Below are 24,153 nucleotides of genomic sequence, written 5' to 3'. Positions count from 1 at the left end.
CGTTCAAGGGGTCGTACGGGCGTATCAACCGATCGGTTGATGCGCCTTCGAGCGCGACGGCCGATGTGCGGACACCGCCCGTCCCGCGACGCTGATGCCATGTCCGTCATCGAAGTCAGCGAACTGCGCAAGTCCTACGGCGGCCGGCCCGTCGTCGACGGTGTCTCCTTCACCGTGCAGGAGGGCGAGATCTTCGGCGTCCTCGGCCCCAACGGAGCCGGCAAGACCACCACGGTCGAGTGCGTCGAGGGCCTGCGCGTCCCCGACGCCGGCCGTGTCCGGGTCACCGGCCTCGACCCGATCGCCGACCACGCGCACGTGGCCCGCGTCCTCGGCGCCCAGCTCCAGCAGAGCGAGCTCCAGGCCAAGCTCACCGTCCGCGAGGCGCTGGAGCTCTACGCCTCCTTCCACGCCCGCCCCGCCGACTGGCGGCCGCTCGCCGAACGCCTCGGTCTGGCCGGGAAGCTCACCACCCGGTTCGCGAGGTTGTCCGGCGGCCAGAAGCAGCGGCTGTTCATCGCGCTCGCGCTCATCGGCAACCCGAGGATCGTCGTCCTGGACGAACTCACCACCGGCCTGGACCCGCGGGCCCGCCGGGACACCTGGGAGCTGATCGAGGACATCCGCGCGGGCGGCGTCACCGTCCTGCTCGTCACGCACTTCATGGAGGAGGCCCAGCGGCTCTGCGACCGGATCGCCGTCATCGACAAGGGCCGGGTCGCCGCCCTCGACACCCCGGCCGGCCTCATCCGCCGCTCGGCGGGGGCGACAGTCATCAGCTTCACGCCCTCCGCCCCGCTGGACGACCGCGACCTCAACGCCCTGCCGGCGCTCGCCTCGATCGCGCACAAGGACGGCCGCGTCACGCTCGCCGGCACCGACGAGACGGTCAACGCCGTGATCACACTGCTCGCCCGCAGCCACGTCACCGCACACCAGCTCCGCGTCACCGAGGCCACCCTCGACGACGCGTTCCTCGACCTGACGAAGGAGACCGCGGCATGAGCACCGCCCTGGTGAACGACGCACGGCGGCAGGGCATGAACGCCGCCGTCCTGCGCACCGAGATCCGCCTCTTCCGCCGCGAACCCGGCGCCCTCTTCTGGATCCTGCTCTTCCCGACCCTGCTCCTGGTCATCCTCGGCTCGGTCCCGTCCTTCCGGCACGCCGAGGCCGACCTCGGCGGGCTGCGGACCATCGACGTGTACGTCCCCGTCGCCGTGCTGCTCGGCCTGATCGTCGGCGGCCTCCAGGCGATGCCGCAGACGCTGACCGGCTACCGCGAACGCGGCATCCTGCGCCGCATGGCCACCACTCCGGTACGGCCCTCGGCGCTGCTCGCCGCCCAGATGACGGTGTTCGGCGGCGCCGCCCTCGCCTCCGCGCTGCTCGCCCTCACCGTCGGGCGGCTCGCCTTCGACGTACGACTGCCGCAGCAGCCCGCGGGCTATCTCCTCGCCCTGGTGCTGGCCGTCCTCGTGTCCCTCGCGCTCGGTGCCGTCGTCTGCGCGCTGTCCCGGACGACGAAGATCGCCGGTGCCATCGGGTCGGCGGTGTTCTTCCCGGCGATGTTCTGCGCGGGCCTGTGGGCGCCGGTGCAGACCATGCCGGACGTCCTCGCCCGGATCGTCGGCTGCACGCCGTTCGGGGCGGCCGCCGAGGCGTTGAACCGGGCCGCCGCGGGTGACTGGATCGGCTGGACCCACCTGGGCGTCCTCGTCGCCTGGACGGTCCTGTTGACGGGCGCCGCCGCGCGCTGGTTCCGGTGGGAGTAGGCGGTCCGCCGTGCACACTGGGGACATGACCGCGGCCGACGCAGCGATCGAGCGGCGCTGGGACCAGTTCCACACCTGGGGCCCCTACGGACTGCTCGCGATGGGCACCCTCCTGTCCGCCGTCACCTCCGACGAGGTGATGGCGGGGCCGGGCGAGTGGTGGGTGGCCGGGCCCCTGGTGGTCGCCGCGCTCGTGCTCCAGCTGTGGCACGGGCCGCGCCGGGGCCGTCGTGTCCCGTCCCGGCGCGGGGTCGTCTACTACGTGCTGCGCTGGGTCATCTCCTTCGGACTGACCTGGCTCAACCCGTTCTTCGCGTTCTACGCGGTGGCCGGCTACTTCGACGCCGACGAGGTGATCCCCGGAGTGCGCCGGCAGCGGTTCGGGCTGTTCGCCACGTCGATCGTGGTGGCGGGCTCGCAGTCGGGCGGGCTGCCGTTCCGCAACTGGGGGCAGGTGGCGGTCTTCTGCGGGCTGCTGGTCGTCAACAACGCGCTGCTGATGGCCGTCGCCCACCTCACCTACCAGGAGGAGCAGCGGTCCCGTGAACGCGCCGCCACGATCGAGGCGTTGCAGCAGGCGCTCGACGAGAACGCCGCCCTTCACGCCCAACTCCTGCTCCAGGCACGGGAAGCGGGCGTGGCCGACGAACGCCGGAGGCTCGCGGCCGAGATCCACGACACCATCGCCCAGGGTCTGACCGGCATCATCGCCCAGCTCCAGGTCGTCGCGAACGCCCCCGACCTGGACGTGGCACGCACCCACCTGGAGCGGGCCTCGGACCTGGCCCGGCACAGTCTCGGCGAGGCCCGCCGCTCGGTGCACAACCTCGCCCCGGTGGCGCTGGAGAACGCGGGCCTCGCGGAGGCCCTGAAGAAGACGGTCGCCGACTGGGGCGAACGGACGGGTGTACGCGCCGAGTTCACCGTGACCGGTACCGCCGAGCAGCTCCACGACGAGGTCGCGGCGACCCTGCTGAGGATCGTCCAGGAGGCCCTGTCCAACGCGGCCCGGCACGCCCGGGCCGACCGCGTGGGCGTCACCCTCTCCTACCTCGGCGACGAGGTCATTCTCGACATCCGCGACGACGGCCGCGGGTTCGACCCCGCCGCCCTCCCCGAACGCACCCGGGCCGGCGGCTTCGGCCTCGACGGCATGCGGGCCCGCGCCGAACGCATCGCGGGCTCCCTCACGGTGGAGTCGGAACCGGGGCACGGCACCGCGCTGTCGGCTCGCGTACCGTTGGTCCGCCATGACTGACTCCGCCGGGAACGACCAGGTCTCTTTGCTGATCGTCGACGACCATCCCGTGGTACGGGACGGTCTGCGCGGCATGTTCGAGAACGCCCCCGGCTTCACCGTCCTCGGCGAGGCGTCGAACGGCGTGGAGGCGCTGGAACGCGCCGCCGTCCTCGACCCGGACGTGATCCTGATGGACCTGCGGATGCCGGGCGGCGGGGGAGTCGACGCCATCCGGGAACTGACCCGCCGAGGCGCCCGCGCGAAGGTGCTCGTCCTGACGACGTACGACACCGACTCCGACACCCTGCCCGCGATCGAGGCGGGCGCGACGGGCTATCTGCTCAAGGACGCCCCGCGCGACGAACTGTTCACCGCGGTCCGTGCGGCGGCGCAGGGCCGTACGGTGCTGTCGCCCGCCGTCGCCACCCGCCTGGTCTCGGCCGTCCGCGCCCCCGGCAACGAGCCGCTCTCCGCCCGCGAACGCGAAGTGCTGGCGCTCGTCGCCAAGGGCACGTCCAACCGCGAGATCGCCCGCGAACTCTTCATCAGCGAGGCGACCGTGAAGACCCATCTCACCCACCTGTACGCCAAGTTGGGCGTCAACGACCGCGCGGCGGCGGTCGCGACGGCGTACCAGCGGGGGATTCTCGGCTAGTTCGGGTACGGCAGGAGCGTGGCGGCCGTCTTCTCCCACGCCGCCTTCAGTTCGGCCAGCAACTCCGGCTCGTCCGGGGCGAGATCGGCCTGTTCGCGGGAGTCCGCGGCCAGGTTGTAGAGGTGGTCGGTCTTGTTCGCGTCCTGGTAGTACTTCCAGTCGCCGCGCCGGAGCGCCCGGTTGGCCCGCACCCGCCAGAACAGGTCGCGTTCCGGCGGCTTCTCGCCGCGCAGCAGATAGCCCGCGAGGCTCGTGCCGTCCAGGGGGTAGGCCGGGTCGGGGCGGGCGCCGCCGAACTCCAGCAGGGTCGCCGTCCAGTCGGGGGAGAAGTTGGGCTCGTGGCTGACCTGGTGGCCGTCGATGCGGGCGGGCCAGCGGACGATCGTCGGCACCCTGATGCCGCCCTCCAGGAGGACGAACTTCTCGCCGCTGAGCGGCCAGTTGTAGGAGTAGCGCTCGCCGCCGTTGTCGCTGGCGAACACCACGACGGTGTTCTCCTCCTGTCCGGAGCGGCGCAGCGCGGCGAGCACCTCGCCGACGGCCGCGTCCAGGGACTCCACCATCTCCGCGTACTTCTCGACCGAGCCGCCGTCGTAGTGGTTGAGCGCGGCGACGACCTCGGCCGGGGACTTCGCGGCGCGGATCTTCGCCTCGATCTCGGCGCCGGTCTCCTCGTCGCCCTCCGCGAGCCAGGGCCAGTGCGGGGTGGTGAAGTTGAGGTTCAGCAGCCAGGGCGAGCGGTGCTCCCGGCCCACGTACTCCACGGCCCGCTCGGTCAGGACGTCGGTGTAGTAGCGCAGGTCCTTGTAGGTGGCGTCGCCCTCGTAGAGGTCGTAGTCGCCGAGCTGGCCGAGCTTGGAGAAGTACTCCAGGACACCGCCGTGATTGCCGAAGAACTCGTCCCAGCCCGACTTGGTGGGGCTGTAGTCGGGCAGCCAGCCGCAGTGCCACTTGCCGATCAGGGCGGTGGCGTAACCCGCCTTCTTCAACAGCGAGGCGAGGGTGGGGTGGTGCGGGTCCAGCCCCTGCGTCCGGTTGCCGATCGGCTCGGCCAGCCCGCCCGGCGTACGGCCCGGATACCGCCCGGTGTACAGACTGAACCGCGTCGGCGAGCAGGTCGCCGAGCCCGAGTACGCGTCCGTGAACCGCACCCCCTGCCGCGCCAGCCGGTCCAGGTGCGGCGTCCTGATGTGCGGGGCGCCGTAGGAGGAGAGGTCGGCCCAGCCGAGGTCGTCGCCGAGGATGACGAGGATGTTGGGCCGCTTGCCGGAGGCGGCGGCGGGACGAGCGGTGAAGGGGCGTTCGGCCGCGGCGGCGGCCGTGGTCGTACCGGCGACGGCGGTCACGGCGCCGCCCCCGACGAGACCACCGAACGTGCGGCGGGAGATCTTCGGCATGCGGCCGAGTCTGATCGCCGGACAGGTGCCCTGGCCAGGAATCACAGGCGGAGTTCACGGGGCTGCAATGGCCCCGCAACGCGGACCTCAGCGGGGCGGTGGGAGGGCCGCCAGCCGGTCCAGCACCGGGTCGAGTTCGCGCCGGAGCAGTTTGCGCACCGAGAACACGCTCGGCACCCGCAGCGTCGACGGATCGAAGCGCACGAACCGCGGCTGCCAGTCGGGACCGAAGACGATCACGCCCTTCAACGCGAAGTCCCAGAGCAGCCGTTTGCGGCCACCGTTCATCAGCACCTCCCACCGGGGGCGCTCCGCACGGGCGGGCGGCGGATACGCGGGGAGGGCGCACCGCTCCGCCACCACCTCGCGGAACTCGTCGTAGGCCGTCCGGTCGCAGTAGATCAACAGCACCAGCCGCTCGGGCGGCAGCACACGCAGCGACTCCATGAACTCCCACACCGTGCCCCGCCCCGTGCCCACCGACAGGGTGACCACCCGGGCCCGTGCGATCAGCCCGCTCACCACCCGCTGCCACGCGTCGTCGGCCACGTACATGCGCTCGGCGCCGACCTGCGGCAACGGTTCCCCGGGGCGGCCGATCGCGACCACCCGGCCCAGCCGCCCGAAGCGCCGGACCAGGTCCTCCTCCTGGGTCCGTCCGGAGAGGAAGAAGAGGTTGGCCGCGCCCGCTCCACCGCCGGACAGTTCCAGGGGCATGGCGGACATGACCGGGTCCAGGTCGAAGGGGCGCAGATAGAGGACGTGCCCGGTCGAGTGGGTCGCGCGCAGCGGGTCGAGGATCGCGGCGGTGTGACGGCGGCCGGCCTGCGCCCAGACCCGGCCCAGGGCGAACGCGGACCAGCCGAGGAAGAAGACCACGACACACACCAGCATGATCAGCAGCCACCGGCCGCGGTGCGCGGCGTCGTCCAGGACGGTGCGCAGGCAGAACTGGAAGATCCAGATGCTCCCCAGCCCCAGCACGGCCCCACCCACCCTCAGCAGCCACCCGACGACGATCAGCCGCCGCCCCCTGGCCCGGTCCTGCCGCCCCCGGGGCGACCGGTCGTTGTCCCTCAGGAAGTACGTGTTCCCATTGGTCACCGCCGGTTCCTACCCCACCCGCAGCAGCAGCACCGCCCGCGCCGGCACCGTGATGGCCGCCCCCGCCCGGTGCACCACCCCCGGCGCCTCCGACTGCTCCTCCCGGGACGTGTCGACGACCACCTCGTACCGCTCCGCCCACGGCGGCCCCGGCAGCACGAAGCTCGTCGGGCGGTCGCCGGCGTGCAGGACGGCGAGGAAGCTGTCGTCGAGGACGGGGGCGCCGCGCTCGTCGCGCCCGGGGATGTCCCGGCCGGAGAGGTACATGCCGAGTGTGGCCGCCGGCGCGTACCAGTCCCGTTCCGTCATCTCCGTCCCGCGTGCCGTGAACCACGCCAGATCGCGCAGTCCGTCCGCGGAGTGCGCCCGCCCGGAGAAGAAGGCGCGGCGGCGCAGCACGGGGTGTCGGTGGCGCAGGTCGATCAGGCGGGAGGTGAGTTCGAACAGCGCCTTCCAGCCCGGCTGTTCCAGCAGCCCCCAGTCCAGCCAGCTGATCTCGTTGTCCTGGCAGTACGCGTTGTTGTTCCCGCGCTGTGTCCGGCCCAGTTCGTCACCCGCCACCAGCATCGGCACGCCCGTCGACAGCAGCAGCGTCGTCAGCAGGTTGCGCAACTGGCGGCGCCGCAGCGCCCGTACGCGCTCCTCGTCCGTCTCGCCCTCGGCCCCGCAGTTCCACGACCGGTTGTCGTCCGAACCGTCCCGGTTCCCCTCGCCGTTGGCCTCGTTGTGCTTGCGCTCGTACGACACCATGTCGCGCAGGGTGAAACCGTCGTGCGCGGTGATGAAGTTGACGGAGGCGTAGGGGCGGCGGCCGCCCCAGGCGTACAGGTCACTGGAGCCGGAGAGGCGGTACCCCAGGTCCCGTACGTCCGGCAGCGCGCCCCGCCAGAAGTCCCGTACGGCGTTGCGGTAGCGGTCGTTCCACTCCGTCCACAGGGGCGGGAAGGCGCCGACCTGATAGCCGCCCGAGCCGACGTCCCACGGCTCGGCGATCAGCTTCACCCGTCGCAGCACCGGGTCCTGCGCGATCACCGCGAGGAACGGCGACAGCATGTCGACGTCGTGCATCGAGCGCGCCAGCGCCGCCGCCAGGTCGAAGCGGAAGCCGTCGACGCCCATCTCGGTGACCCAGTAGCGCAGGGAGTCGGTGATGAGGCGCAGGACGTGCGGCTGCACGACGTGCAGGGTGTTGCCGCAGCCCGTGTAGTCGGCGTACCTGCGGGCGTCCGACTGGAGGCGGTAGTAGCGCCGGTTGTCGATGCCCTTCAGCGACAGCGTCGGGCCCAGCTCGCCCGCTTCGGCGGTGTGGTTGTAGACCACGTCGAGGATGACCTCGATGCCCGCCTCGTGCAGCGCGCGCACCATCCGCCGGAACTCGCCGACCTGCTGGCCGGTGGTGCCGGAGGCGGCGTACGCGGCGTGCGGGGCGAAGTAGCCGATCGAGTTGTAGCCCCAGTAGTTCTTCAGGCCGCGGCGCAGGAGATGGTCCTCATGGGCGAACTGGTGCACCGGGAGCAGCTCCACGGCCGTGACGCCCAGCTTGGTGAGGTGCTCGACGGCCGCCGGATGCGCCAGCCCGGCGTAGGTGCCGCGCAGTTCCTCGGGGATTCCCGGGTGCAGTTTCGTGAAGCCGCGCACGTGCAGCTCGTAGATGACCGAGTCCGCCCACGGTGTCTTCGGGCGGCGGTCGTCCGCCCACTCGTCGTCGGGGGCGTCGTCGTGGACGACCACGCCCTTCGGGACGTACGGCGCCGAGTCCCGCTCGTCGCGCACGGTGTCCGCGACCTGCTGCTGGGGCCAGTCACGGACGTGCCCGTACACCTCGGGCGGCAGGCTGAAGTCGCCGTCCACGGCGCGGGCGTACGGGTCGAGGAGCAGCTTCGCCGGGTTCCAGCGTCCGCCGGTCCACGGGTCCCAGCGCCCGTGCACCCGGTAGCCGTACCGCTGCCCGGGCATCACGCCCGGCACGAACCCGTGCCAGATCTCGTGCGTCAGCTCGGTCAGCCGCGCCCGGGTCTCCTTGCCCCGCTCGTCGAAGAGGCACAGTTCGACGCCCTCCGCGCCGCCCGCCCACAGGGCGAAGTTGGTCCCCGCGACCCCGTCCGGTCCCACCCGGAACCGGGCCCCCAACGGCACGGGCGTACCCGGCCACACGGGCACGGCCGGTGCCGACGGCGTGTGCCGCGCACCGTTCACGACAGCCGGACGTACGTCCTCGGCCACCGCCTCCTGCTCGGCTGCGCTGGACACCTCAGGGCCTCCCACGGCTCGCGGAACGACGTCAAAAAGGGCGCACAGCGTCCCGGCCGCGGCTCCCCGTCGCGTCGTCCTCCCCACTGTTCTGCCCAGCGCTTGGCTCGCACTCACGTTTCCCCTGGGCCGCCCCGATCGTTGGACCCCCTGTGAGGCATGCACACGGGCGCGCTCGGCGCGTGGCGACCGGTCTGGCCGCCGTACTGACATGGGCAGGACTGCTGGCCGGCTGCACTTCGGGGTCCGGCGGGCTCGACCTCGGCGGGTTCGGGAAACCGCCCGCACCCGAGGACGTCATCCGGGTCACCCCGGACGACGGCAGCAAGGGCGTGGGGCGGGACAGCCGGCTCAGGGTGCGGGTGCCCAGCGGCCGGCTGGAGTCGGTGAAGGTCGTCAAGTCCCAGGACGCGCAGGACACCCCGGTGCCCGGCCGCGTCTCCGAGGACGGCCTGCGCTGGGAGCCCGACGAGTCCGAGCTCGCCCTCGCCGCGAAGTACACCGTCGACGCCGTCGCCCTCGACGGCCACGGCCGCCGCTCCGCCCGGCACACCACCTTCACCACCTACGTCCCCGACGAACGCTTCATCGGGTACGTCGCCCCGGAGAACCGCTCCACGGTCGGCACCGGAATGATCGTCTCCCTGACCTTCAACCGCGACATCGACAACCGTGCCGCCGTCGAACGCGCCGTCCACGTCACCGCCAAGCCGCCCGTCGAGATCCGCCCCCACTGGTTCGACAAGGGCCGCCTCGACTTCCGTCCCGAGCACTACTGGAAGCCCGGCACCCAGGTGACCGTCGCGCTGCGCCTGCGGGACGTCGAGGGCGCCCCCGGTGTCTACGGCCTGCAGTACAAGACGTTCTCCTTCACCGTCGGCCGCAGTCAGGTCTCCCTCGTCGACGCCGCCAAGCACACCATGCAGGTGAGGAGGGACGGAGAGCTCCTCGCCACTGTGCCGATCACCGCCGGAGCACCCCGCACCACGACCTACAACGGCAAGATGGTCGTCACCGAGATGCTGGAAGTGACCCGCATGAACAGCCGCACGGTCGGCTTCGGTGGTGAGTACGACATCCCGGACGTCCCGCACGCCATGCGCCTGACCGACTCCGGCACCTTCCTGCACGGCAACTACTGGGCGCCGGACGCCCCCGGGAAGGTCAATGTCAGCCATGGCTGTGTCGGTCTGCGGGACGTGAAGGGGGGCAGCTCGGACACCCCCGCGGGCTGGTTCTTCGACCGCAGCCTCGTCGGGGACGTCGTCGAGGTCGTGCACAGCAATGACAAAAAGGTCGCTCCTGACAACGGGCTCGGAGGATGGAACATGGGATGGAAGGAGTGGAAGGCGGGCAGCGCGGTGAAGTAACCAGGTGGGGGGCCGGGTCGACGGGTGGTGCAGGGGGCGCGGTTGGGACCGAACGGTGACAATCGCACCCCGCCGACGGCCGGGATCTTGTGGTTAATATGCGCCGAGTGCGCGGGACGCGCAGGGGGTTGCGGGCCTGGACCGGGCCCGGCGAGGGGAGAAACACTTTGAACGTGCGACCGATACCGGGGGCGTCGGTTGACGCAGGCGGGCGGCGACGCAAGGGCTGGATGGCCGTGGTGTCCGGGGTGATGCTGGTCGCCGTCACGGCCTGCGGCGGAGGCGGCGGGGACTCGGACGGCAAGCCGGGCGCCGGCAAGGGCGAGGACGCGAGCGTCGCGGAGAGCAAGCAGTCGGTGGCGGTCGTCGCCATCGCGCCCAAGGACGGCGCCAAGGCCGTCGAGACCAGCGGTGCCCTGAAGGTGAGCGCCAGCAAGGGCAAGTTGACGGCCGTCGAGGTCAAGACGGCCAAGGGGGACAAGGTCGACGGCGAGATATCCGCCGACGGCGCCTCCTGGACGCCGTCCACCCACCTGGCCGGGTCCACCAAGTACACGGTGCACGCGGTCGCCAAGGACTCCGCGGGCCGTGAGGCCGCCGAGGACTCCAGCTTCACCACCCTGACGCCGAAGAACACCTTCATCGGCAACTTCACGCCGGAGGACGGCTCGAAGGTCGGCGTCGGGATGCCCTTCTCGATCCGCTTCACCCGGGGCATCACCAACCCCGAGGACGTCGAGAAGGCCATCAGCATCAAGACCGAGCCGGCCGTCGACGTCGAGGGCCACTGGTTCGGCAACGACCGCCTCGACTTCCGCCCCGAGAAGTACTGGGCCGAGGGCACCAAGGTCACCGTCGACCTCAACCTCGACGGCGTCGAGGGCCGGGACGGCGTCTACGGCAAGCAGGCCAAGACCGTCTCCTTCACCATCGGCCGCAACCAGGTCTCGATCGTGGACGCCAAGAAGCACACGATGAAGGTCATGCAGGACGGGAAGGTCGTCAAGACCCTCCCGGTCACCACCGGCAAGCCCGGTTACGACACCTGGAACGGCCAGATGGTCATCAGTGAGCGCCTCCGGGTGACCCGGATGAACGGCGAGACGGTCGGCTACGGCGGCGAGTACGACATCAAGGACGTCCCCGACGCCATGCGCCTGACCAACTCGGGCACCTTCATCCACGGCAACTACTGGGGCGGCGACGCCTTCGGCAACTACAACGCCAGCCATGGCTGCGTGGGCCTGCGCGACAACCGCGGCGGCGGCGACCGCTCCGCGCCGGCCGCGTGGTTCTTCGACCACTCGATCATCGGCGACGTGGTGGTCGTGAAGCACTCCAACGACGCCACGGTGGCCCCGGACAACGGCTACAACGGCTGGAACATGTCCTGGGCGGAGTGGAAGAAGTAGCACGTCCGTATCGGCTCTCGGCCCCGGTGTGAGGTACTCCACCGGGGCCGATGTCGTTAGTGGCCGTTAACCTGCCTCCATGACCGTAACTCTGGAAGTCGCCGAAGGCGTCGGCACCATCCTTCTCGACCGTCCGCCCATGAACGCGCTGGACGTCGCCACGCAGGACCGGCTCAAGGAGCTCGCCGAGGAGGCGACGCGTCGTGAGGACGTGCGGGCCGTGGTGATCTACGGCGGTGAGAAGGTGTTCGCGGCCGGCGCGGACATCAAGGAGATGCAGAACATGGACCACACCGCGATGGTCCTGCGCGCCCGCGCCCTCCAGGACTCGTTCACGGCCGTGGCCCGCATCCCCAAGCCGGTCGTCGCGGCCGTCACCGGCTATGCGCTGGGCGGCGGGTGCGAGCTGGCGCTGTGCGCGGACTTCCGGATCGCCGCCGACAACGCCAAGCTGGGCCAGCCCGAGATCCTGCTCGGCCTGATCCCGGGCGCGGGCGGCACCCAGCGCCTGGCCCGGCTCGTCGGCCCGTCCAAGGCGAAGGACCTCATCTTCACCGGCCGCATGGTCAAGGCCGACGAGGCGGAGAAGCTGGGCCTGGTGGACCGGGTCGTCCCCGCCGCCGACGTGTACACGGAGGCGCGGGCGTGGGCGGCGAAGCTCGCGCAGGGGCCGGCGATCGCGCTGCGCGCCGCGAAGGAGTCGATCGACACCGGTCTGGAGACCGACATCGACACCGGGCTCGCCGTCGAACGGAACTGGTTCGCGGGCCTGTTCGCCACCGCCGACCGTGAGATCGGCATGCGCAGCTTCGTCGAGGAGGGCCCGGGGAAGGCGAAGTTCCTCTGAGGACCGGAGTGACGAAGTCGATGGTGAAACTCCCCCGAACCACTTGCAATTGACGGACTGTCTGATCCGGGTCCCTCGATGGGGCGGTTTATGGGAGCCTTAAGGCAACCTTAAGTCTGCCTTGTCGAGGGGGACCGTCGATTGCCTCCAACCGAGCCTCCACCGCAGGTCAGACAGGCTGTCGATGACCCTGAACTGCCTCTGGCATATGCCGATCGGCCACTTCGGAATGGTGGATTCCGGGGGGCGTATTCAACAGGAACGGCCCCGGAGGACGGCCGGGGCGGCCATGATGGGGGCATGGCGGGGCTGGAGGGTATCGAACAGCCGCGGGGACACGGCCGTGCGACCGCGGCGCGCTGGTCGCCGACGGTCGAGGACGAACACGCGCAGAAGGCGCTGGAGTTGTTCGGAGACCCGACCGAGGCGGAGGTTCCGCTTCCGTCCCGCCCCGAGTCCGCGGCCGCCGCCCGTCGGCTGACCCAGGTGGTCGTCCTGCGCCAGTGGGGCCTCACCCCCAAGATGACCGAGGACGCCGTCCTGCTCGTCTCCGAACTCGTCGGCAACGCGGTACGGCACACGGGAGCGCGGGTCTTCGGACTCCGGATGCGCCGGCGGCGCGGCTGGATCCGCGTCGAGGTGCGCGACCCCTCGCGCGGGCTGCCGTGCCTGATGCCGGTGCAGGAGATGGACATCAGCGGGCGGGGGCTGTTCCTGGTGGACAAGCTGTCCGACCGCTGGGGCGTCGATCTGCTGCCGCGCGGGAAGACGACGTGGTTCGAGATGCGGGTCGCTGATCGGTAGCGGGGGCAAACCGCCCTTAAATGGGGCAAGTGACCACTACCGATCGTCGGACAGTGCTCCGCGCCACCGCCGGCCTCGCGTTCACCGCCGGGTGCGCCACCAGCGGTTCCGTCGCACATCCGGCGCCCGCCACCAGCAGTGCCGTCGCCCGTCCGGCCCCCTCGAAGTCCGCCGGCCCCTCGGCGAAACCCCCCGCCCCCGGCCCCCGCCGCTTCCCCGGCCGCCCCGCCCAGCTCGGCCACGGCCCCCGCACCCGCCCCCGCGTCGCCCTCACCTTCCACGGCAACGGCGACCCCGCCACCGCGACGGCGTTGCTGCGAGCGGCCGAGGAACGCGGCGCCCGGCTCACCGTCCTCGCCGTCGGCACCTGGCTCGACGCCCACCCCGAGCTCGCCCGCCGCATCCTCGACGGCGGCCATGACCTCGGCAACCACACCCTCCACCACCTCGGCGTCAATGACATGTCCGAAGCGGACGCGCTCGCCGAGATCGCCGGCTGCGCCGACCGGCTGCGCACGCTCACCGGCTCCATCGGCAGCTGGTTCCGCCCCTCGCGTGCCGCCCGGGCCTCCCCGCTCGTTGAACGGCTGGCCCGCCGCGTCGGCTACCCGCACGTCCTGTCGTACGACGTCGACTCCCTGGACTTCACCTCCCCCGGCGCCCCCGCGATCACCCGCAAGGTGCTCGCCGAGGTCCGGAACGGGTCCGTGGTGAGCCTGCACTTCGGGTACGCCGACACGGTCGCCGCCCTCCCCGCCGTACTGGAAGAACTCGACCGCCGCGGCCTGGCCGCGGTGACCACCACGGAGCTGTTCAGCTGATGCACCGCCTTGTGAAGCAGACCCTCGCCGCCGGAGTCGTCCTCGCCGCCCTCACCGCCTGCGGCACCGAGACCCGGGACCACGCCGCCCCCGAGCACACCGCCACCCGGGCGGCCGTCCCCGCGCCGCCGAAGAAGAAGCCCGTCCACGGGCTGCCCGGCATGCCGCCGGTCCTCGACCCGCAGGACGTGTACGCCGCCGACCGCCCCGACAAGCTCTCCCCGGTGGTCAAGGACTTCCCGTCCCGCGTGTACGTCCCCAACACCGAGTCCGACACGGTCTCCGTCATCGACCCGAAGACGTACCGGATCATCGAGACGATCCACGTCGGCCGCCAGCCCCAACACGTCGTCCCCTCCTGGGACATGAAGACGCTGTGGGTCAACAACAACCGCGGCCACACCCTCACACCCATCGACCCGAGAACCGGCAAGGCGGGCAAGCCGGTCGAGGTGCACGACCCGTACAACCTCTACTTCACACCCAACGGCAAGTACGCCGTCGTCATGGCCTCTCTCGACCGCGAACTCGTCTTCCGCGACCCGCACACCATGGAGCGCAAGAAGACCGTCCCGGTCACCTGCTACGGCGTCAACCACGCCGACTTCTCCCTCGACGGCCGGTACTTCATCGTCTCCTGCGAGTTCAGCGGCGAACTGCTCAAGGTCGACACCGAGAAGATGAAGGTCGTCGGCCAGCAGAAGCTGCCCTTCCGCGGGGCCATGCCGCAGGACGTGAAGATCTCGCCGGACGGCAAGCGGTTCTACGTCGCCGACATGATGGCCGACGGCATGTGGGTCCTCGACGGCGCCACGTTCGGCCGGCCGAAGCTCATCCCCACCGGCAAGGGCACCCACGGCCTCTACGTCAGCCGCGACTCGCGCGAGATGTACGTCTCCAACCGGGGTGAAGGGACCATCTCCGTCTGGGACTTCGCACAGGACAAGGTGACGAAGAAGTGGCGCCTGCCGGACGGCGGCAGCCCCGACATGGGCGGCGTCTCCGCGGACGGCAAGGTGCTGTGGCTGTCCGGGCGTTACAACGCCGAGGTGTACGCCGTCGACACCCGCACCGGCGAGCAGCTGGCCCGCATCAAGGTCGGCAGCGGACCCCACGGCCTCGCCGTCTACCCGCAGCCCGGCCGCTACTCACTGGGGCACACGGGCATCTTCCGCTGATCTCCGGTTGATCCTCGGTCAGTTGACACGCCGCCGCACGAGTGAAGATCCCCGGCCCGCCCGGGCCGGGCCGGGATGGTGCTTCCATGATCACCACTCGCCTGCGGCGGCGTGCCGCTGCCGCCGCCCTGTCCCTCGCCGCCGTCGTCGCCACCACGGCGGCCACCGCCCCCGCCAGGCCCGCCGCGCCTGCGAAGGCCCCTGCGACCCCGGACTGCAAGGTCCAGTTCGACGACCCCGTCAAGGCCGCCGCCGACCGCACCGTCGACGTCAGCCGCATCACCCCCGAGCCGGTCTGGCGCAAGAGCTGCGGCACCCTCTACCGCAGCGACGGCCGCGGCCCCGAGATCGTCTTCGCGGAGGGCTTCAAACCGAAGGACGTGGTGAACGGCCAGTACGACATCGAGAAGTACGTCCTGGTCAACCAGCCCTCCCCGTACGTCTCCACGACCTACGACCACGACCTGTACAAGACCTGGTGGAAGTCGGGCTACAACTACTACATCGACGCCCCCGGCGGCGTGGACGTGAACAAGACCATCGGCGACACCCACAAGTGGGCCGACCAGGTCGAGGTCGCCTTCCCCGGCGGCATCGCCCGCAAGTACATCATCGGCGTCTGCCCCGTGAACAAGACCACCAAGGTCGAGATCATGAGCGGCTGTCAGAGCAACCCGCACTACGAGGCCTGGCACTGAGAGGTCAGGGATCGGCCCTGAGGAGCAGGGCCTCCGCGCCCACCGGCCGGTAACCGGCCGCCTGGAACGCCCGCGTGCTGCGGGCGTTCCCCGGCGCGACCTGCGCCCACAGCGGCTCGTCGACGAGCTGCCGGGCGGCTCCCACGAGCAGCCGCCCCAGCCCCCGGTGCCGTACGGCGTCGTCGACCTCGACCGACACCTCCAGACGGCCACCGATCCCGCGCCCCATGACCAGCACCCCGCCGTCCGCCGTCCAGGCCCGCACGTCGTGACGGCGCCCGCGGGCGTACACGATCCGCGGATGACCGGCGTCCGCGATCTCCGTGAGCGTGACCGGCGGCCGGCCGGGCAGGGGCGAGCCGACCAGCATGACGTCGATGGTCTCGGCCCTGCGCCCCGTCCGTTCCAGGAAGGCCGCCAGGAACAGCGGATTCATGGTCGCGGCGAGCGGGTCGCAGTCGAGCCCGCGCAGGGTCGCGTACACCCACTCCGGATCCTCGTCGGTGAAGACGACGGAGTGCGCGGTGAAGGCGAGGACGCCCGCGTCCCGGGCCGAGTGCTGCGGGACGACCGTCGTGCGGCCGTCCGCCGGCGGGAAGACCCCGCGGGCCGCCGCGTCGAGAATGTCCCGGAGAGTCTCCACCGCACCCGCTCCTTGAGTCTCCACCCGCTGGAAGGCCCAGACTCACACACATGATCGACGACGGCACCGGACTTTTCACCATCGGCGAGCTGGCCCGGGCCACCGGACTGACCGTGCGCACCATCCGCTACTGGTCGGACGAGGGGGTCCTGGAGCCGGTGACCCGTTCGACCGGGGGCTACCGGCTCTACGACGCCTCGTGCACGGCCCGGCTCGAACTGATCCGCACCCTGCGCGAGCTGGGCCTCGGCCTGGACGACGTACGGAAGGTGCTGGACGGGGAGCGGACGGTCGCGGAGGTGGCGGCCGCGCATGTGACGGCGCTGGACGCGCAGATCCGGTCGCTGAAGGTGACCCGGGCGGTGCTGTCGACCGTGGCGCGACGCGGTTCGACCGCAGAGGAGATGACGCTCATGAACAAGCTGGCACGCCTGTCGGCGGCCGAACGGGCCCGGATCGTCGAGGACTTCACCACCGAGATCTTCGACGGGCTGGACACCGCCGACCCCGACATCCGGGAGCGGCTGCGGTACGCCCCGGCGGACCTGCCGGACGACCCGACGCCGGAGCAGGTCGACGCATGGGTCGAGATCGCGGAGATGATGCAGGACCCCGAGTTCAAGGCCCTGATGCGCAGGATGATCGAGTTCAACGCGGCGGACCGCGGGCCGGACGTGCCCGCGGGCACCTCGCTGTGGTTCATGAGCCGGCTGGTGCAGCTGGCGGGGGAGGCCCTGGAGCGGGGTGTCGCGCCGGAGGCACCGGAGGCCGCCGACCTGCTGCGCGGGCTGCTCGGGGACGCGGACCCGGCGGAGGTGCTGACCCGCCTCGAGGCGGGAACCAACGTCCGGCTGGCCCGGTACCGGCAGCTTTGGGCGACGGTGGCGGGGCTCGGACCGCAGGCGGCGCACGAGGAGGAGTTCGCGTGGGTGGTCGCCGCATTGCGCGCTCGGACCGCCGGTTAATCTGACCTCCGGCAACAAGCCGAGCAAGGTACGACGAAAAGGGGCGGATCGGTGGCGAACATCGACGAGGCACGCAAGGACTTCGAGCGGATCGACACGGACGGTGACGGCTTCATCACCGCCGCCGAGTTCAAGACCGCCCTCGCTCAGGGAGGCGACTGGAACGTGACCGAGTCCGTCGCCGAGGTGATCATCAAGACCCGTGACCTCAACGGCGACAAGGTGCTCTCCTTCGACGAGTTCTGGGCGTACCTGAGCAAGTGACGTGCGCGGAAGGGGGCGTCCGAGAAGCCGGGAGAGGCTTCAGGGGCGCCCCCTTCGTCATGTGGTGCGCGCCTAGGAGGCTTGTCTCCGGTACTGCCCCGGAGCCACCCCGTACTGCCGCTTGAACGCCTTGGCGAAGGCGAACTCCGAGGTGTAGCCGGTGCGTTCGGCGATGGTCCGCAGCGGTGTGTCGTCCGCGCGCAGCAGCCGGCCCGCCGTCGTCATGCGCCACCAGGTCAGATACGCCAGCGGCGGGCGCCCCACCAGCGTGGTGAACCGCCGGGCGAACGCCGCCCGGGACAGACCGCCGTGGGCGCCGAGTTCCTCCACCGTCCAGGGGTGGTCCGGCGCGGCGTGGATGGCCTGGAGGGCCGCCGTCACCGCGGGGTCGGCGAGCGCCGCCGCCCAGCCGGTGGGATGCCGGTCGGCGCGTGCCGCGTCCTGCCACCAGGCGCGCAGGATGTACAGCAGCAGGGTGTCCAGGAGCGAGGGCACGATGATGTCCGAGCCCGGCTGCGGCTCCTCCAGCTCCGCGCCCAGCAGCTCCACGGTCGCCCGCAGCGAGCGGTGGGCACCGACCCGGGAGGGCAGGTGCACGACCTCGGGCAGTTCGGTCAGCAGGGGGTGGGCCCGGCTGCGGTCCAGCCAGTAGGCGCCGCACAGCAGGACCGTGTCCGGGACGGCGTCCCGTACGGGAGGCGGGGGCGGGGGCGGTGGCGCGTCCGGCCGGAACCGTACGACCTCCGGTTCCACGTCCGGCCCGCTGGTCAGCGCGTACCCCCGCCCGTGGGCCAGGAACACCACGTCCCCCGCCGCGAGCGCCACCGGCTCGCCCGCCGAGGGCAGCAGCCAGGCCGACCCCCGCAGCACCACATGGAACCCGGCACCCTCCGAGTCCTCGATCCGCATCCCCCAGGGCGCGTACTTGTCCCGCCGGCCCGAGTGCGGCCGCCCGGTGCGCATCGCGGCGATCGCGTCGCTCAGTACGTCCATGCTCCCCACCGTAGCCGGGAGTCGGTCGCGGAAGACGTACGGACAGGAAAGGGAGACCGACGGACATGGATCGTCTCCGCCACGGCTCCTAGCGTGGACGCCATGCCAACTACCGCACGTACTGTGCTCTTTCATGACATGGGCGGACCCGAAGTGCTGTCCGTCGAGGACGTGCCGGTGTCCGCGCCCGGCCCCGGCCAAGTGGCCGTCCGGGTCGAGGCGTTGGGCCTCAACCGCGCCGAGGCCCTCGACCGCCTACGGCGCCCTCCTGGAGACGGCCGGACTCAGGCCCGGCGACCACGTCCTGATCACCGGGGCCTCCAGCGGGGTCGGCACGGCGGCGATCCAGGTGGCCCGCCGCATCGGCGCGATCCCGCTGGCCACGACGCGTACCGAGGCGAAGCGGCAGGGACTGCTGGAGGCGGGGGCGGCGGAGGTGATCGTCTCGGACGGGGACGCCGAGACGGTGGCCAAGGAGGCCGGGCGGCTCACCGGCGGGCGGGGCGTCGAGGTGATCTTCGACGCGATCGGTGGCCCCGGCTTCCGGCCGCTGGCCGGCGCGCTCGCCGAGGGCGGGGCGGTGGTGGCCTACGGCTGGCTGGACCGCCGTCCCGCCGAGATCCCCTGGAACTGGCCGTTCACGATCCACACGTACGCCAACATGATCCTCACCGGGACGCCGGGCGGGCGCCGGCGCTCCACCGCGTTCCTCAACGCGGGCCTGGCCGACGGCGGCTTCCGCCCGGTCATCGCCGAGGTCTTCGAGGGCCTGGACCGGATCCGGGACGCCCACCACCTGATGGAGTCGAACCGGCACACGGGGAAGATCGTCGTCAGGATCTGAGGCTCCCCGGAATACCTCCCCGCCGAGTCAGGTTGACACCAGCCAGACGCATGCACATGCATCGAATCTGGAAGGGTCTGTCATGAAGATCGGCATCATCGGCGCGGGAAACATCGGCGGCAACCTCACCCGGCGGCTCACCGCCCTCGGGCACGAGGTGGCGGTGGCGAACTCGCGCGGCCCGCACACCCTGACCGCGCTCGCGGAAGAGACGGGTGCGACGCCCGTCCCGGTCGAGGAGGCCGCGCGAGGCGCCGAAGTGGTCGTCGTGACGATCCCGCTCAAGGCGATCCCGGACCTGCCGAAGGGCGTGCTCGGCGGCGCCGCGGACGGCGTGGCGGTGATCGACACCGGCAACTACTACCCGAAGCAGCGGGACGGCCGGATCGCCGGGATCGAGGACGAGGGCCTGACGGAGAGCCGCTGGACGGAACGGCACCTCGGCCACCCCGTCATCAAGGCCTTCAACGGCACCTACGCCCAGGACATCCTCGACCGCCACCGCCCGGCCGGCGCCCCCGACCGCCAGGCCCTCCCGGTCGCCGGCGACGACGAGGCGGCCAAGGCGAAGGTCCGCGCCCTCATCGACGAACTCGGCTTCGACACGGTCGACGCGGGCGGCCTCGACGACTCCTGGCGCCAGCAGCCGGACACGCCGGTGTACGGACTGCGGGAGGGCGTCGACGGGGTGACGAAGGCACTGGCGGCGGCGAGCCCGGAACGCAAGCCGGAGTTCCGCGGCTGAGGCGGGTCCGGAACACAAGCCGGAGTTCCGCGGCTGAGGCGGGTCCGGAACACAAGCCGGAGTTCCGCGCGTGAGGCGGGTCGGGAACGCAAGTCCGAGTTCCGACCCTGAGGCGGGAGCGGGTTCGAGAGGCGCGCCCGAGTTCCGCGCGTGAGGCGAGCCCGGAACGCGAGCCCGAGTTCCGTGCGTGAGGCGGGTCCGGGACGCGGACCCGAATTCCGGGCCTGAGGCCGGTCGGCCCGGGATCAGACGATCTCCAGCGGCACGTGCGGCCCGTCCGGCAGCTCGACCTCGATCCCGTCGCCGGGCCGTACGACCCCGCCTTCCAGGACGACGCTCATGATCCCGCCCTTGAGCCGGAGCTTCCCGTCGGCGTCCCGGGTGACGACCTGCTTCAGCAGCCCCTGCCGGAAGTTGTCGATCTGAAGACAGGGGTTGCGCAGCCCGGTCACCTCGACGACCGCCCGCTCACCGAGGCGCAGCCGGGTGCCGACGGGCAGCGCGAGCAGATCGATGCCCCGCGTGGTGACGTTCTCGCCGAGCTCCCCGGCGCCGACCTCGATGCCGGCTTCCCGTACCTCGTCGAACAACTCCTGGTGCAGAAGGTGCACTTGGCGCAGATTCGGCTGCGAGGGGTCCCTCGCCACGCGGGACCGGTGCTTCACCGTCACCCCGGCGTGCACATCCCCCTCGACCCCGAGCCCGGCGAGCAGCGTGATGCTCTCCCGGTTCGGCTTGGTGAAGGAGTACGTCCCGTTGCTGCTGACCGCAGTGATCTGCCCACCCATGGGGCGGACTCTATCCCAGGCCTCTGATCAGGCGCCTTCGGCCCATTCGCGCAGTGCCGCCCGGCTCGCGAAATCCGCCACGTCCTTGTCCAGCGGATCGTCGGTGTACTGGTGGAAGCGCCACTTCGCCTTGATGCGGGGCTTGCCGGCCGTCACGTAGTCGGCGATCCACAGGCCGTCGCCGGCGTAGGACGTCGTGTCGATGTTGAGCCAGTAGTTCCGGTTCGTGTAGAGCACCACCCGGTTGTTCGGCCGCAGCTCCTTCACCTTCCGGATGAAGCGGTCCTTCTCCGCGTTGCTCGCGTGCGTGCCCTCGCCGGTGGTCTCCCAGTCCACGGCGAGGATGTCGCCCGCCCGTTCCGGGGCCTTGCTCACGAAGTACTCGGCCTGGGCGGTCAGATTGCCCGGCCAGAGGAAGTGGTAGAAGCCGACGACCAGCCCGGCGTCGCGGGCCCGCTTCGTCTGGGCCGCGAGCTTGGGGTTGGTGTACGTACGGCCCTCCGTCGCCTTGACGAAGACGAAGGAGAGGCCGTCGGTGTCGTAGGAGGAGGACTGGTAGGCGCTGACGTCTATGCCGCGGAGCATGGGGGGACTCCCTGAAGTGCCGTAGGGGGACAGGGGGTGGGTGAATCGCCAACCACCTTGGCACGTGGGCCCCTTGCCCGTTCAGCACTCGATGATGTTCACCGCGAGACCGCCCCGAGCCGTCTCCTTGTACTTCACGCTCATGTCGGCGCCGGTGTCCTTCATGGTCTTGATGACCTTGTCGAGGGACACCTTGTGGGAGCCGTCGCCGCGCATCGCCATGCGGGCGGCGGTGACCGCCTTCACCGCGGCCATGCCGTTGCGTTCGATGCACGGGATCTGGACCAGGCCGCCGACCGGGTCGCAGGTCAGGCCCAGGTTGTGCTCCATGCCGATCTCGGCTGCGTTCTCCACCTGCTCCGGGGAGCCGCCCAGCACCTCCGCCAGCGCCCCCGCCGCCATCGAGCAGGCCGAGCCGACCTCGCCCTGGCAGCCGACCTCGGCGCCGGAGATGGAGGCGTTCTCCTTGAAGAGCATGCCGATCGCGCCGGCGGCCAGCAGGAAGCGGACGACGCCGTCCTCGTCGGCGCCCGGCACGAAGTTGATGTAGTAGTGCAGGACCGCCGGGATGATGCCGGCCGCGCCGTTCGTCGGGGCGGTCACGACGCGTCCGCCGGCCGCGTTCTCCTCGTTGACCGCCATCGCGTAGAGGGTGATCCACTCCATCGCGTGGGCCAACGGATCGCCCTCCGCCCGCAGTTGACGCGCCGTCACGGCTGCCCGGCGCTTGACCCTGAGGCCGCCCGGCAGGATGCCCTCCCGCGACATGCCGCGCGAGACGCACGCCTGCATGACCCGCCAGATGTCGAGGAGCCCGGACCGGATCTCCTCCTCGGTGCGCCAGGCCCGCTCGTTCTCCAGCATCAGCGCGGAGATCGACAGGCCGGTCTCCTTCGTCAGACGCAGCAGCTCGTCGCCCGTGCGGAACGGGTACTTCAGCACCGTGTCGTCCAGCTTGATGCGGTCCGCGCCCACCGCGTCCTCGTCCACGACGAAACCGCCGCCGACCGAGTAGTACGTCTTCGACAGCAGCTCCGCCCCGGACGCGTCGTACGCCCACAGCGTCATGCCGTTCGCGTGGTACGGCAGCGCCTTGCGGCGGTGCAGGACCAGGTCGTCGTCGAAGGAGAACGCGATCTCGCGTTCGCCCAGCAGGTTCAGCGAACCGTTTCTCCTGATCGCCTCGATCCGCTCGTCGGCGGTCTCCACGTCGACGGTACGAGGGGACGCGCCCTCCAGACCGAGCAGCACCGCCTTGGGGGTGCCGTGGCCGTGGCCGGTCGCGCCCAGGGAGCCGTACAGCTCCGAGCGGACGGCCGCCACCGAGGACAGCACGCCCTCGTTGCGCAGACGGCGGGCGAACATGCGGGCCGCGCGCATCGGGCCGACCGTGTGGGAGCTCGACGGGCCGATGCCGATCGAGAACAGGTCGAAGACCGAGATGGCCACGGGAACTCCTTCAAAAAGGGTGGGGGCACACATCGTCGGGTGCCCCCACCGGGGAACTACTACTTGCTCAGGCCGGGGTACAGCGGGTGCTTGTCGGCCAGGGTCTTGACCCGGGTCTTCAGTGCCTCGGCGTCGTAGGACGGCTTCAGAGCCGCCGCGATGACGTCCGCGACCTCGGCGAAGTCCTCGGCCGTGAAGCCGCGGGTGGCCAGCGCCGGGGTGCCGATGCGCAGGCCCGACGTCACCATGGGCGGGCGCGGGTCGTTGGGGACGGCGTTGCGGTTGACCGTGATGCCGACCTCGTGGAGACGGTCCTCGGCCTGCTGCCCGTCCAGCTCGGACTCGCGCAGGTCCACCAGGATCAGGTGCACGTCCGTGCCACCGGAGAGCACGTTGACCCCGGCCTCGCGGGCGTCCGCAGCGGTCAGACGCTCGGCGAGGATGCGCGCACCCTCCACCGTACGCCGCTGGCGCTCCTTGAACTCCTCGCTCGCGGCGACCTTGAAGGACACCGCCTTCGCCGCGATCACGTGCTCCAGGGGGCCGCCCTGGAAGCCCGGGAAGACGGACGAGTTCAGCTTCTTCGCGAAGTCCTTCTTCGCCAGGATGATGCCGCCGCGCGGGCCGCCCAGGGTCTTGTGGGTGGTGGAGGTGACCACGTCCGCATGCTCGACCGGGTTGGGGTGCAGCCCGGCCGCGACCAGACCGGCGAAGTGCGCCATGTCGACCCACAGGTAGGCCTCGACCTCGTCGGCGATCCGGCGGAACTCGGCGAAGTCCAGCTGCCGCGGGTACGCCGACCACCCGGCGATGATCACCTTCGGGCGGTGCTCCTTGGCCAGGCGCTCCACCTCGGCCATGTCGACCAGACCGGCGTCGTCGACGTGGTAGGCGACCACGTTGAACTGCTTGCCGGAGAAGTTCAGGCGCATGCCGTGGGTGAGGTGGCCGCCGTGCGCCAGGTCCAGGCCCAGGATCGTGTCGCCGGGGGAGGCCAGCGCGAACAGGGCGGCCTGGTTGGCGGAGGCGCCGGAGTGGGGCTGGACGTTGGCGTACTCGGCGCCGAACAGCTCCTTGATCCGGTCGATGGCGATCTGCTCGGCCACGTCGACGTGCTCGCAGCCGCCGTAGTAGCGCCGGCCCGGGTAGCCCTCGGCGTACTTGTTGGTCAGGACCGAGCCCTGCGCCTCCATGACCGCGAGCGGAGCGAAGTTCTCCGACGCGATCATCTCGAGGGTGGACTGCTGCCGGTGCAGCTCTGCGTCGACCGCGGCCGTGATCTCCGGGTCGAGCTCATGCAGGGGCGTGTTCAGTGCGGACATACGT

At 71.1% G+C, this 24,153-nt stretch carries 23 protein-coding genes and 1 pseudogene; 15 read left to right on the top strand and 9 right to left on the bottom strand.

What is annotated here, in order from left to right:
• Positions 1 to 99: 99 nt before the first annotated feature.
• From ACFUO4_RS36165 to ACFUO4_RS36150, 4 genes are read left to right on the top strand one after another with little or no spacing between them, the layout of a single operon-like run.
• Entirely contained in the window at positions 100 to 1,005 is a 906-nt protein-coding gene (locus tag ACFUO4_RS36165; protein WP_383492851.1) for an ATP-binding cassette domain-containing protein, read from the top strand.
• A 35-nt stretch (positions 1,006 to 1,040) separates the two neighbouring features.
• Positions 1,041 to 1,775: an ABC transporter permease gene (locus ACFUO4_RS36160; RefSeq protein ID WP_383492907.1), complete on the top strand. Its 735-nt coding sequence runs from the start codon at positions 1,041 to 1,043 to the stop codon at positions 1,773 to 1,775.
• 25 nt (positions 1,776 to 1,800) lie between these two features.
• Entirely contained in the window at positions 1,801 to 3,033 is a 1,233-nt protein-coding gene (locus tag ACFUO4_RS36155; protein ID WP_383492848.1) for a sensor histidine kinase, read from the top strand.
• Positions 3,026 to 3,670 carry a response regulator transcription factor gene (locus ACFUO4_RS36150; protein WP_079306051.1) on the top strand — a complete coding sequence of 215 codons (645 nt, stop codon included), beginning with the start codon at positions 3,026 to 3,028 and terminating at the stop codon, positions 3,668 to 3,670. The genes ACFUO4_RS36155 and ACFUO4_RS36150 overlap by 8 nt, the downstream gene beginning before the upstream one ends.
• On the opposite strand, the gene ACFUO4_RS36145 is transcribed toward ACFUO4_RS36150, so the two are convergent.
• The 3 genes from ACFUO4_RS36145 to glgX all read right to left on the bottom strand — a co-directional run bounded on the left by ACFUO4_RS36145 (position 3,667) and on the right by glgX (position 8,421).
• The gene (locus ACFUO4_RS36145) at positions 3,667 to 5,067 is read right to left on the bottom strand and encodes a sulfatase-like hydrolase/transferase (RefSeq protein ID WP_128111960.1); all 1,401 of its coding nucleotides are present in this window, start codon (positions 5,065 to 5,067) and stop codon (positions 3,667 to 3,669) included. The genes ACFUO4_RS36150 and ACFUO4_RS36145 overlap by 4 nt on opposite strands.
• A gap of 87 nt (positions 5,068 to 5,154) precedes the next feature.
• Complete coding sequence (locus tag ACFUO4_RS36140) at positions 5,155 to 6,171, bottom strand: hypothetical protein (RefSeq protein WP_383492843.1); 1,017 nt, start codon at positions 6,169 to 6,171, stop codon at positions 5,155 to 5,157.
• Between the two features lie 9 nt (positions 6,172 to 6,180).
• Positions 6,181 to 8,421 (bottom strand): glycogen debranching protein GlgX, encoded by a 2,241-nt coding sequence (glgX, locus tag ACFUO4_RS36135; RefSeq protein WP_383492841.1) that lies wholly within the window; start codon positions 8,419 to 8,421, stop codon positions 6,181 to 6,183.
• A gap of 152 nt (positions 8,422 to 8,573) precedes the next feature.
• On the opposite strand from glgX, the gene ACFUO4_RS36130 reads away from it, so the two are divergent.
• From ACFUO4_RS36130 to ACFUO4_RS36100, 7 genes are all read left to right on the top strand, one after another.
• A complete protein-coding gene (locus ACFUO4_RS36130) occupies positions 8,574 to 9,791 on the top strand; it encodes an Ig-like domain-containing protein (protein WP_383492838.1) in 1,218 nt (405 codons plus the stop codon).
• A 167-nt stretch (positions 9,792 to 9,958) separates the two neighbouring features.
• The gene (locus ACFUO4_RS36125) at positions 9,959 to 11,203 is read left to right on the top strand and encodes an Ig-like domain-containing protein (protein ID WP_383492835.1); all 1,245 of its coding nucleotides are present in this window, start codon (positions 9,959 to 9,961) and stop codon (positions 11,201 to 11,203) included.
• A 79-nt stretch (positions 11,204 to 11,282) separates the two neighbouring features.
• Complete coding sequence (locus ACFUO4_RS36120) at positions 11,283 to 12,050, top strand: enoyl-CoA hydratase/isomerase family protein (RefSeq protein WP_079306063.1); 768 nt, start codon at positions 11,283 to 11,285, stop codon at positions 12,048 to 12,050.
• Positions 12,051 to 12,350: 300 nt separating this feature from the next.
• Positions 12,351 to 12,854, top strand: a complete 504-nt coding sequence (locus ACFUO4_RS36115) for an ATP-binding protein (protein ID WP_079306065.1) — start codon at positions 12,351 to 12,353, stop codon at positions 12,852 to 12,854.
• Between the two features lie 20 nt (positions 12,855 to 12,874).
• On the top strand, positions 12,875 to 13,675 hold the full coding sequence (locus ACFUO4_RS36110; RefSeq protein WP_383492830.1) for a polysaccharide deacetylase family protein: 801 nt from the start codon (positions 12,875 to 12,877) through the stop codon (positions 13,673 to 13,675).
• Positions 13,675 to 14,853 (top strand): hypothetical protein, encoded by a 1,179-nt coding sequence (locus ACFUO4_RS36105; protein ID WP_383492827.1) that lies wholly within the window; start codon positions 13,675 to 13,677, stop codon positions 14,851 to 14,853. The genes ACFUO4_RS36110 and ACFUO4_RS36105 overlap by 1 nt, the downstream gene beginning before the upstream one ends.
• Positions 14,854 to 14,939: 86 nt before the next feature.
• A complete protein-coding gene (locus ACFUO4_RS36100) occupies positions 14,940 to 15,551 on the top strand; it encodes an ADP-ribosyltransferase (RefSeq protein ID WP_383492824.1) in 612 nt (203 codons plus the stop codon).
• Between the two features lie 4 nt (positions 15,552 to 15,555).
• Here the strand turns inward: ACFUO4_RS36100 and ACFUO4_RS36095 are convergent, their stop codons facing one another.
• A complete protein-coding gene (locus ACFUO4_RS36095) occupies positions 15,556 to 16,194 on the bottom strand; it encodes a GNAT family N-acetyltransferase (protein ID WP_079306069.1) in 639 nt (212 codons plus the stop codon).
• A 50-nt stretch (positions 16,195 to 16,244) separates the two neighbouring features.
• Between ACFUO4_RS36095 and ACFUO4_RS36090 the strand changes: the two genes are divergently transcribed.
• A complete protein-coding gene (locus tag ACFUO4_RS36090) occupies positions 16,245 to 17,159 on the top strand; it encodes a MerR family transcriptional regulator (protein ID WP_383492820.1) in 915 nt (304 codons plus the stop codon).
• Between the two features lie 51 nt (positions 17,160 to 17,210).
• Positions 17,211 to 17,423 carry an EF-hand domain-containing protein gene (locus tag ACFUO4_RS36085; protein WP_059198161.1) on the top strand — a complete coding sequence of 71 codons (213 nt, stop codon included), beginning with the start codon at positions 17,211 to 17,213 and terminating at the stop codon, positions 17,421 to 17,423.
• A gap of 72 nt (positions 17,424 to 17,495) precedes the next feature.
• Here the strand turns inward: ACFUO4_RS36085 and ACFUO4_RS36080 are convergent, their stop codons facing one another.
• Complete coding sequence (locus ACFUO4_RS36080; protein ID WP_383492817.1) at positions 17,496 to 18,416, bottom strand: AraC family transcriptional regulator; 921 nt, start codon at positions 18,414 to 18,416, stop codon at positions 17,496 to 17,498.
• Positions 18,417 to 18,549: 133 nt separating this feature from the next.
• Between ACFUO4_RS36080 and ACFUO4_RS36075 the strand changes: the two genes are divergently transcribed.
• Entirely contained in the window at positions 18,550 to 19,260 is a 711-nt protein-coding gene (locus tag ACFUO4_RS36075; protein ID WP_383492814.1) for a zinc-binding dehydrogenase, read from the top strand.
• Between the two features lie 64 nt (positions 19,261 to 19,324).
• A pseudogene (locus ACFUO4_RS36070) lies at positions 19,325 to 20,005 on the top strand (NADPH-dependent F420 reductase); the annotation flags it as partial.
• A 245-nt stretch (positions 20,006 to 20,250) separates the two neighbouring features.
• Here the strand turns inward: ACFUO4_RS36070 and ACFUO4_RS36065 are convergent.
• The 4 genes from ACFUO4_RS36065 to glyA form a co-directional block, all read right to left on the bottom strand.
• Entirely contained in the window at positions 20,251 to 20,793 is a 543-nt protein-coding gene (locus ACFUO4_RS36065; protein ID WP_079306075.1) for an MOSC domain-containing protein, read from the bottom strand.
• 27 nt (positions 20,794 to 20,820) lie between these two features.
• Positions 20,821 to 21,378: a glycoside hydrolase family 25 protein gene (locus ACFUO4_RS36060; RefSeq protein WP_079306077.1), complete on the bottom strand. Its 558-nt coding sequence runs from the start codon at positions 21,376 to 21,378 to the stop codon at positions 20,821 to 20,823.
• A gap of 81 nt (positions 21,379 to 21,459) precedes the next feature.
• Entirely contained in the window at positions 21,460 to 22,827 is a 1,368-nt protein-coding gene (locus ACFUO4_RS36055) for an L-serine ammonia-lyase (RefSeq protein ID WP_079306079.1), read from the bottom strand.
• Between the two features lie 59 nt (positions 22,828 to 22,886).
• The gene (gene glyA / locus ACFUO4_RS36050) at positions 22,887 to 24,149 is read right to left on the bottom strand and encodes a serine hydroxymethyltransferase (RefSeq protein ID WP_383492809.1); all 1,263 of its coding nucleotides are present in this window, start codon (positions 24,147 to 24,149) and stop codon (positions 22,887 to 22,889) included.
• Positions 24,150 to 24,153 lie beyond the last annotated feature (4 nt).

It is taken from the genome of Streptomyces sp. NPDC057280, assembly GCF_042668605.1.
GTDB lineage: Bacteria > Actinomycetota > Actinomycetes > Streptomycetales > Streptomycetaceae > Streptomyces.
Note: the sequence above shows the minus strand (reverse complement) of the source record. Positions and strands in the feature narration are given on the sequence as shown.

Coding starts and splice junctions, on each gene's coding strand:
- ACFUO4_RS36090 (WP_383492820.1), top strand. CDS start 16,245: ATGATCGACGACGGCACCGGACTTTTCACCATCGGCGAGCTGGCCCGG.
- ACFUO4_RS36115 (WP_079306065.1), top strand. CDS start 12,351: ATGGCGGGGCTGGAGGGTATCGAACAGCCGCGGGGACACGGCCGTGCG.
- ACFUO4_RS36145 (WP_128111960.1), bottom strand. CDS start 5,067: ATGCCGAAGATCTCCCGCCGCACGTTCGGTGGTCTCGTCGGGGGCGGC.
- ACFUO4_RS36120 (WP_079306063.1), top strand. CDS start 11,283: ATGACCGTAACTCTGGAAGTCGCCGAAGGCGTCGGCACCATCCTTCTC.
- ACFUO4_RS36065 (WP_079306075.1), bottom strand. CDS start 20,793: ATGGGTGGGCAGATCACTGCGGTCAGCAGCAACGGGACGTACTCCTTC.
- ACFUO4_RS36165 (WP_383492851.1), top strand. CDS start 100: ATGTCCGTCATCGAAGTCAGCGAACTGCGCAAGTCCTACGGCGGCCGG.
- ACFUO4_RS36080 (WP_383492817.1), bottom strand. CDS start 18,416: ATGGACGTACTGAGCGACGCGATCGCCGCGATGCGCACCGGGCGGCCG.
- ACFUO4_RS36100 (WP_383492824.1), top strand. CDS start 14,940: ATGATCACCACTCGCCTGCGGCGGCGTGCCGCTGCCGCCGCCCTGTCC.
- ACFUO4_RS36150 (WP_079306051.1), top strand. CDS start 3,026: ATGACTGACTCCGCCGGGAACGACCAGGTCTCTTTGCTGATCGTCGAC.
- ACFUO4_RS36075 (WP_383492814.1), top strand. CDS start 18,550: ATGACATGGGCGGACCCGAAGTGCTGTCCGTCGAGGACGTGCCGGTGT.
- glyA (WP_383492809.1), bottom strand. CDS start 24,149: ATGTCCGCACTGAACACGCCCCTGCATGAGCTCGACCCGGAGATCACG.
- ACFUO4_RS36060 (WP_079306077.1), bottom strand. CDS start 21,378: ATGCTCCGCGGCATAGACGTCAGCGCCTACCAGTCCTCCTCCTACGAC.
- ACFUO4_RS36105 (WP_383492827.1), top strand. CDS start 13,675: ATGCACCGCCTTGTGAAGCAGACCCTCGCCGCCGGAGTCGTCCTCGCC.
- ACFUO4_RS36160 (WP_383492907.1), top strand. CDS start 1,041: ATGAACGCCGCCGTCCTGCGCACCGAGATCCGCCTCTTCCGCCGCGAA.
- ACFUO4_RS36155 (WP_383492848.1), top strand. CDS start 1,801: ATGACCGCGGCCGACGCAGCGATCGAGCGGCGCTGGGACCAGTTCCAC.
- ACFUO4_RS36110 (WP_383492830.1), top strand. CDS start 12,875: ATGGGGCAAGTGACCACTACCGATCGTCGGACAGTGCTCCGCGCCACC.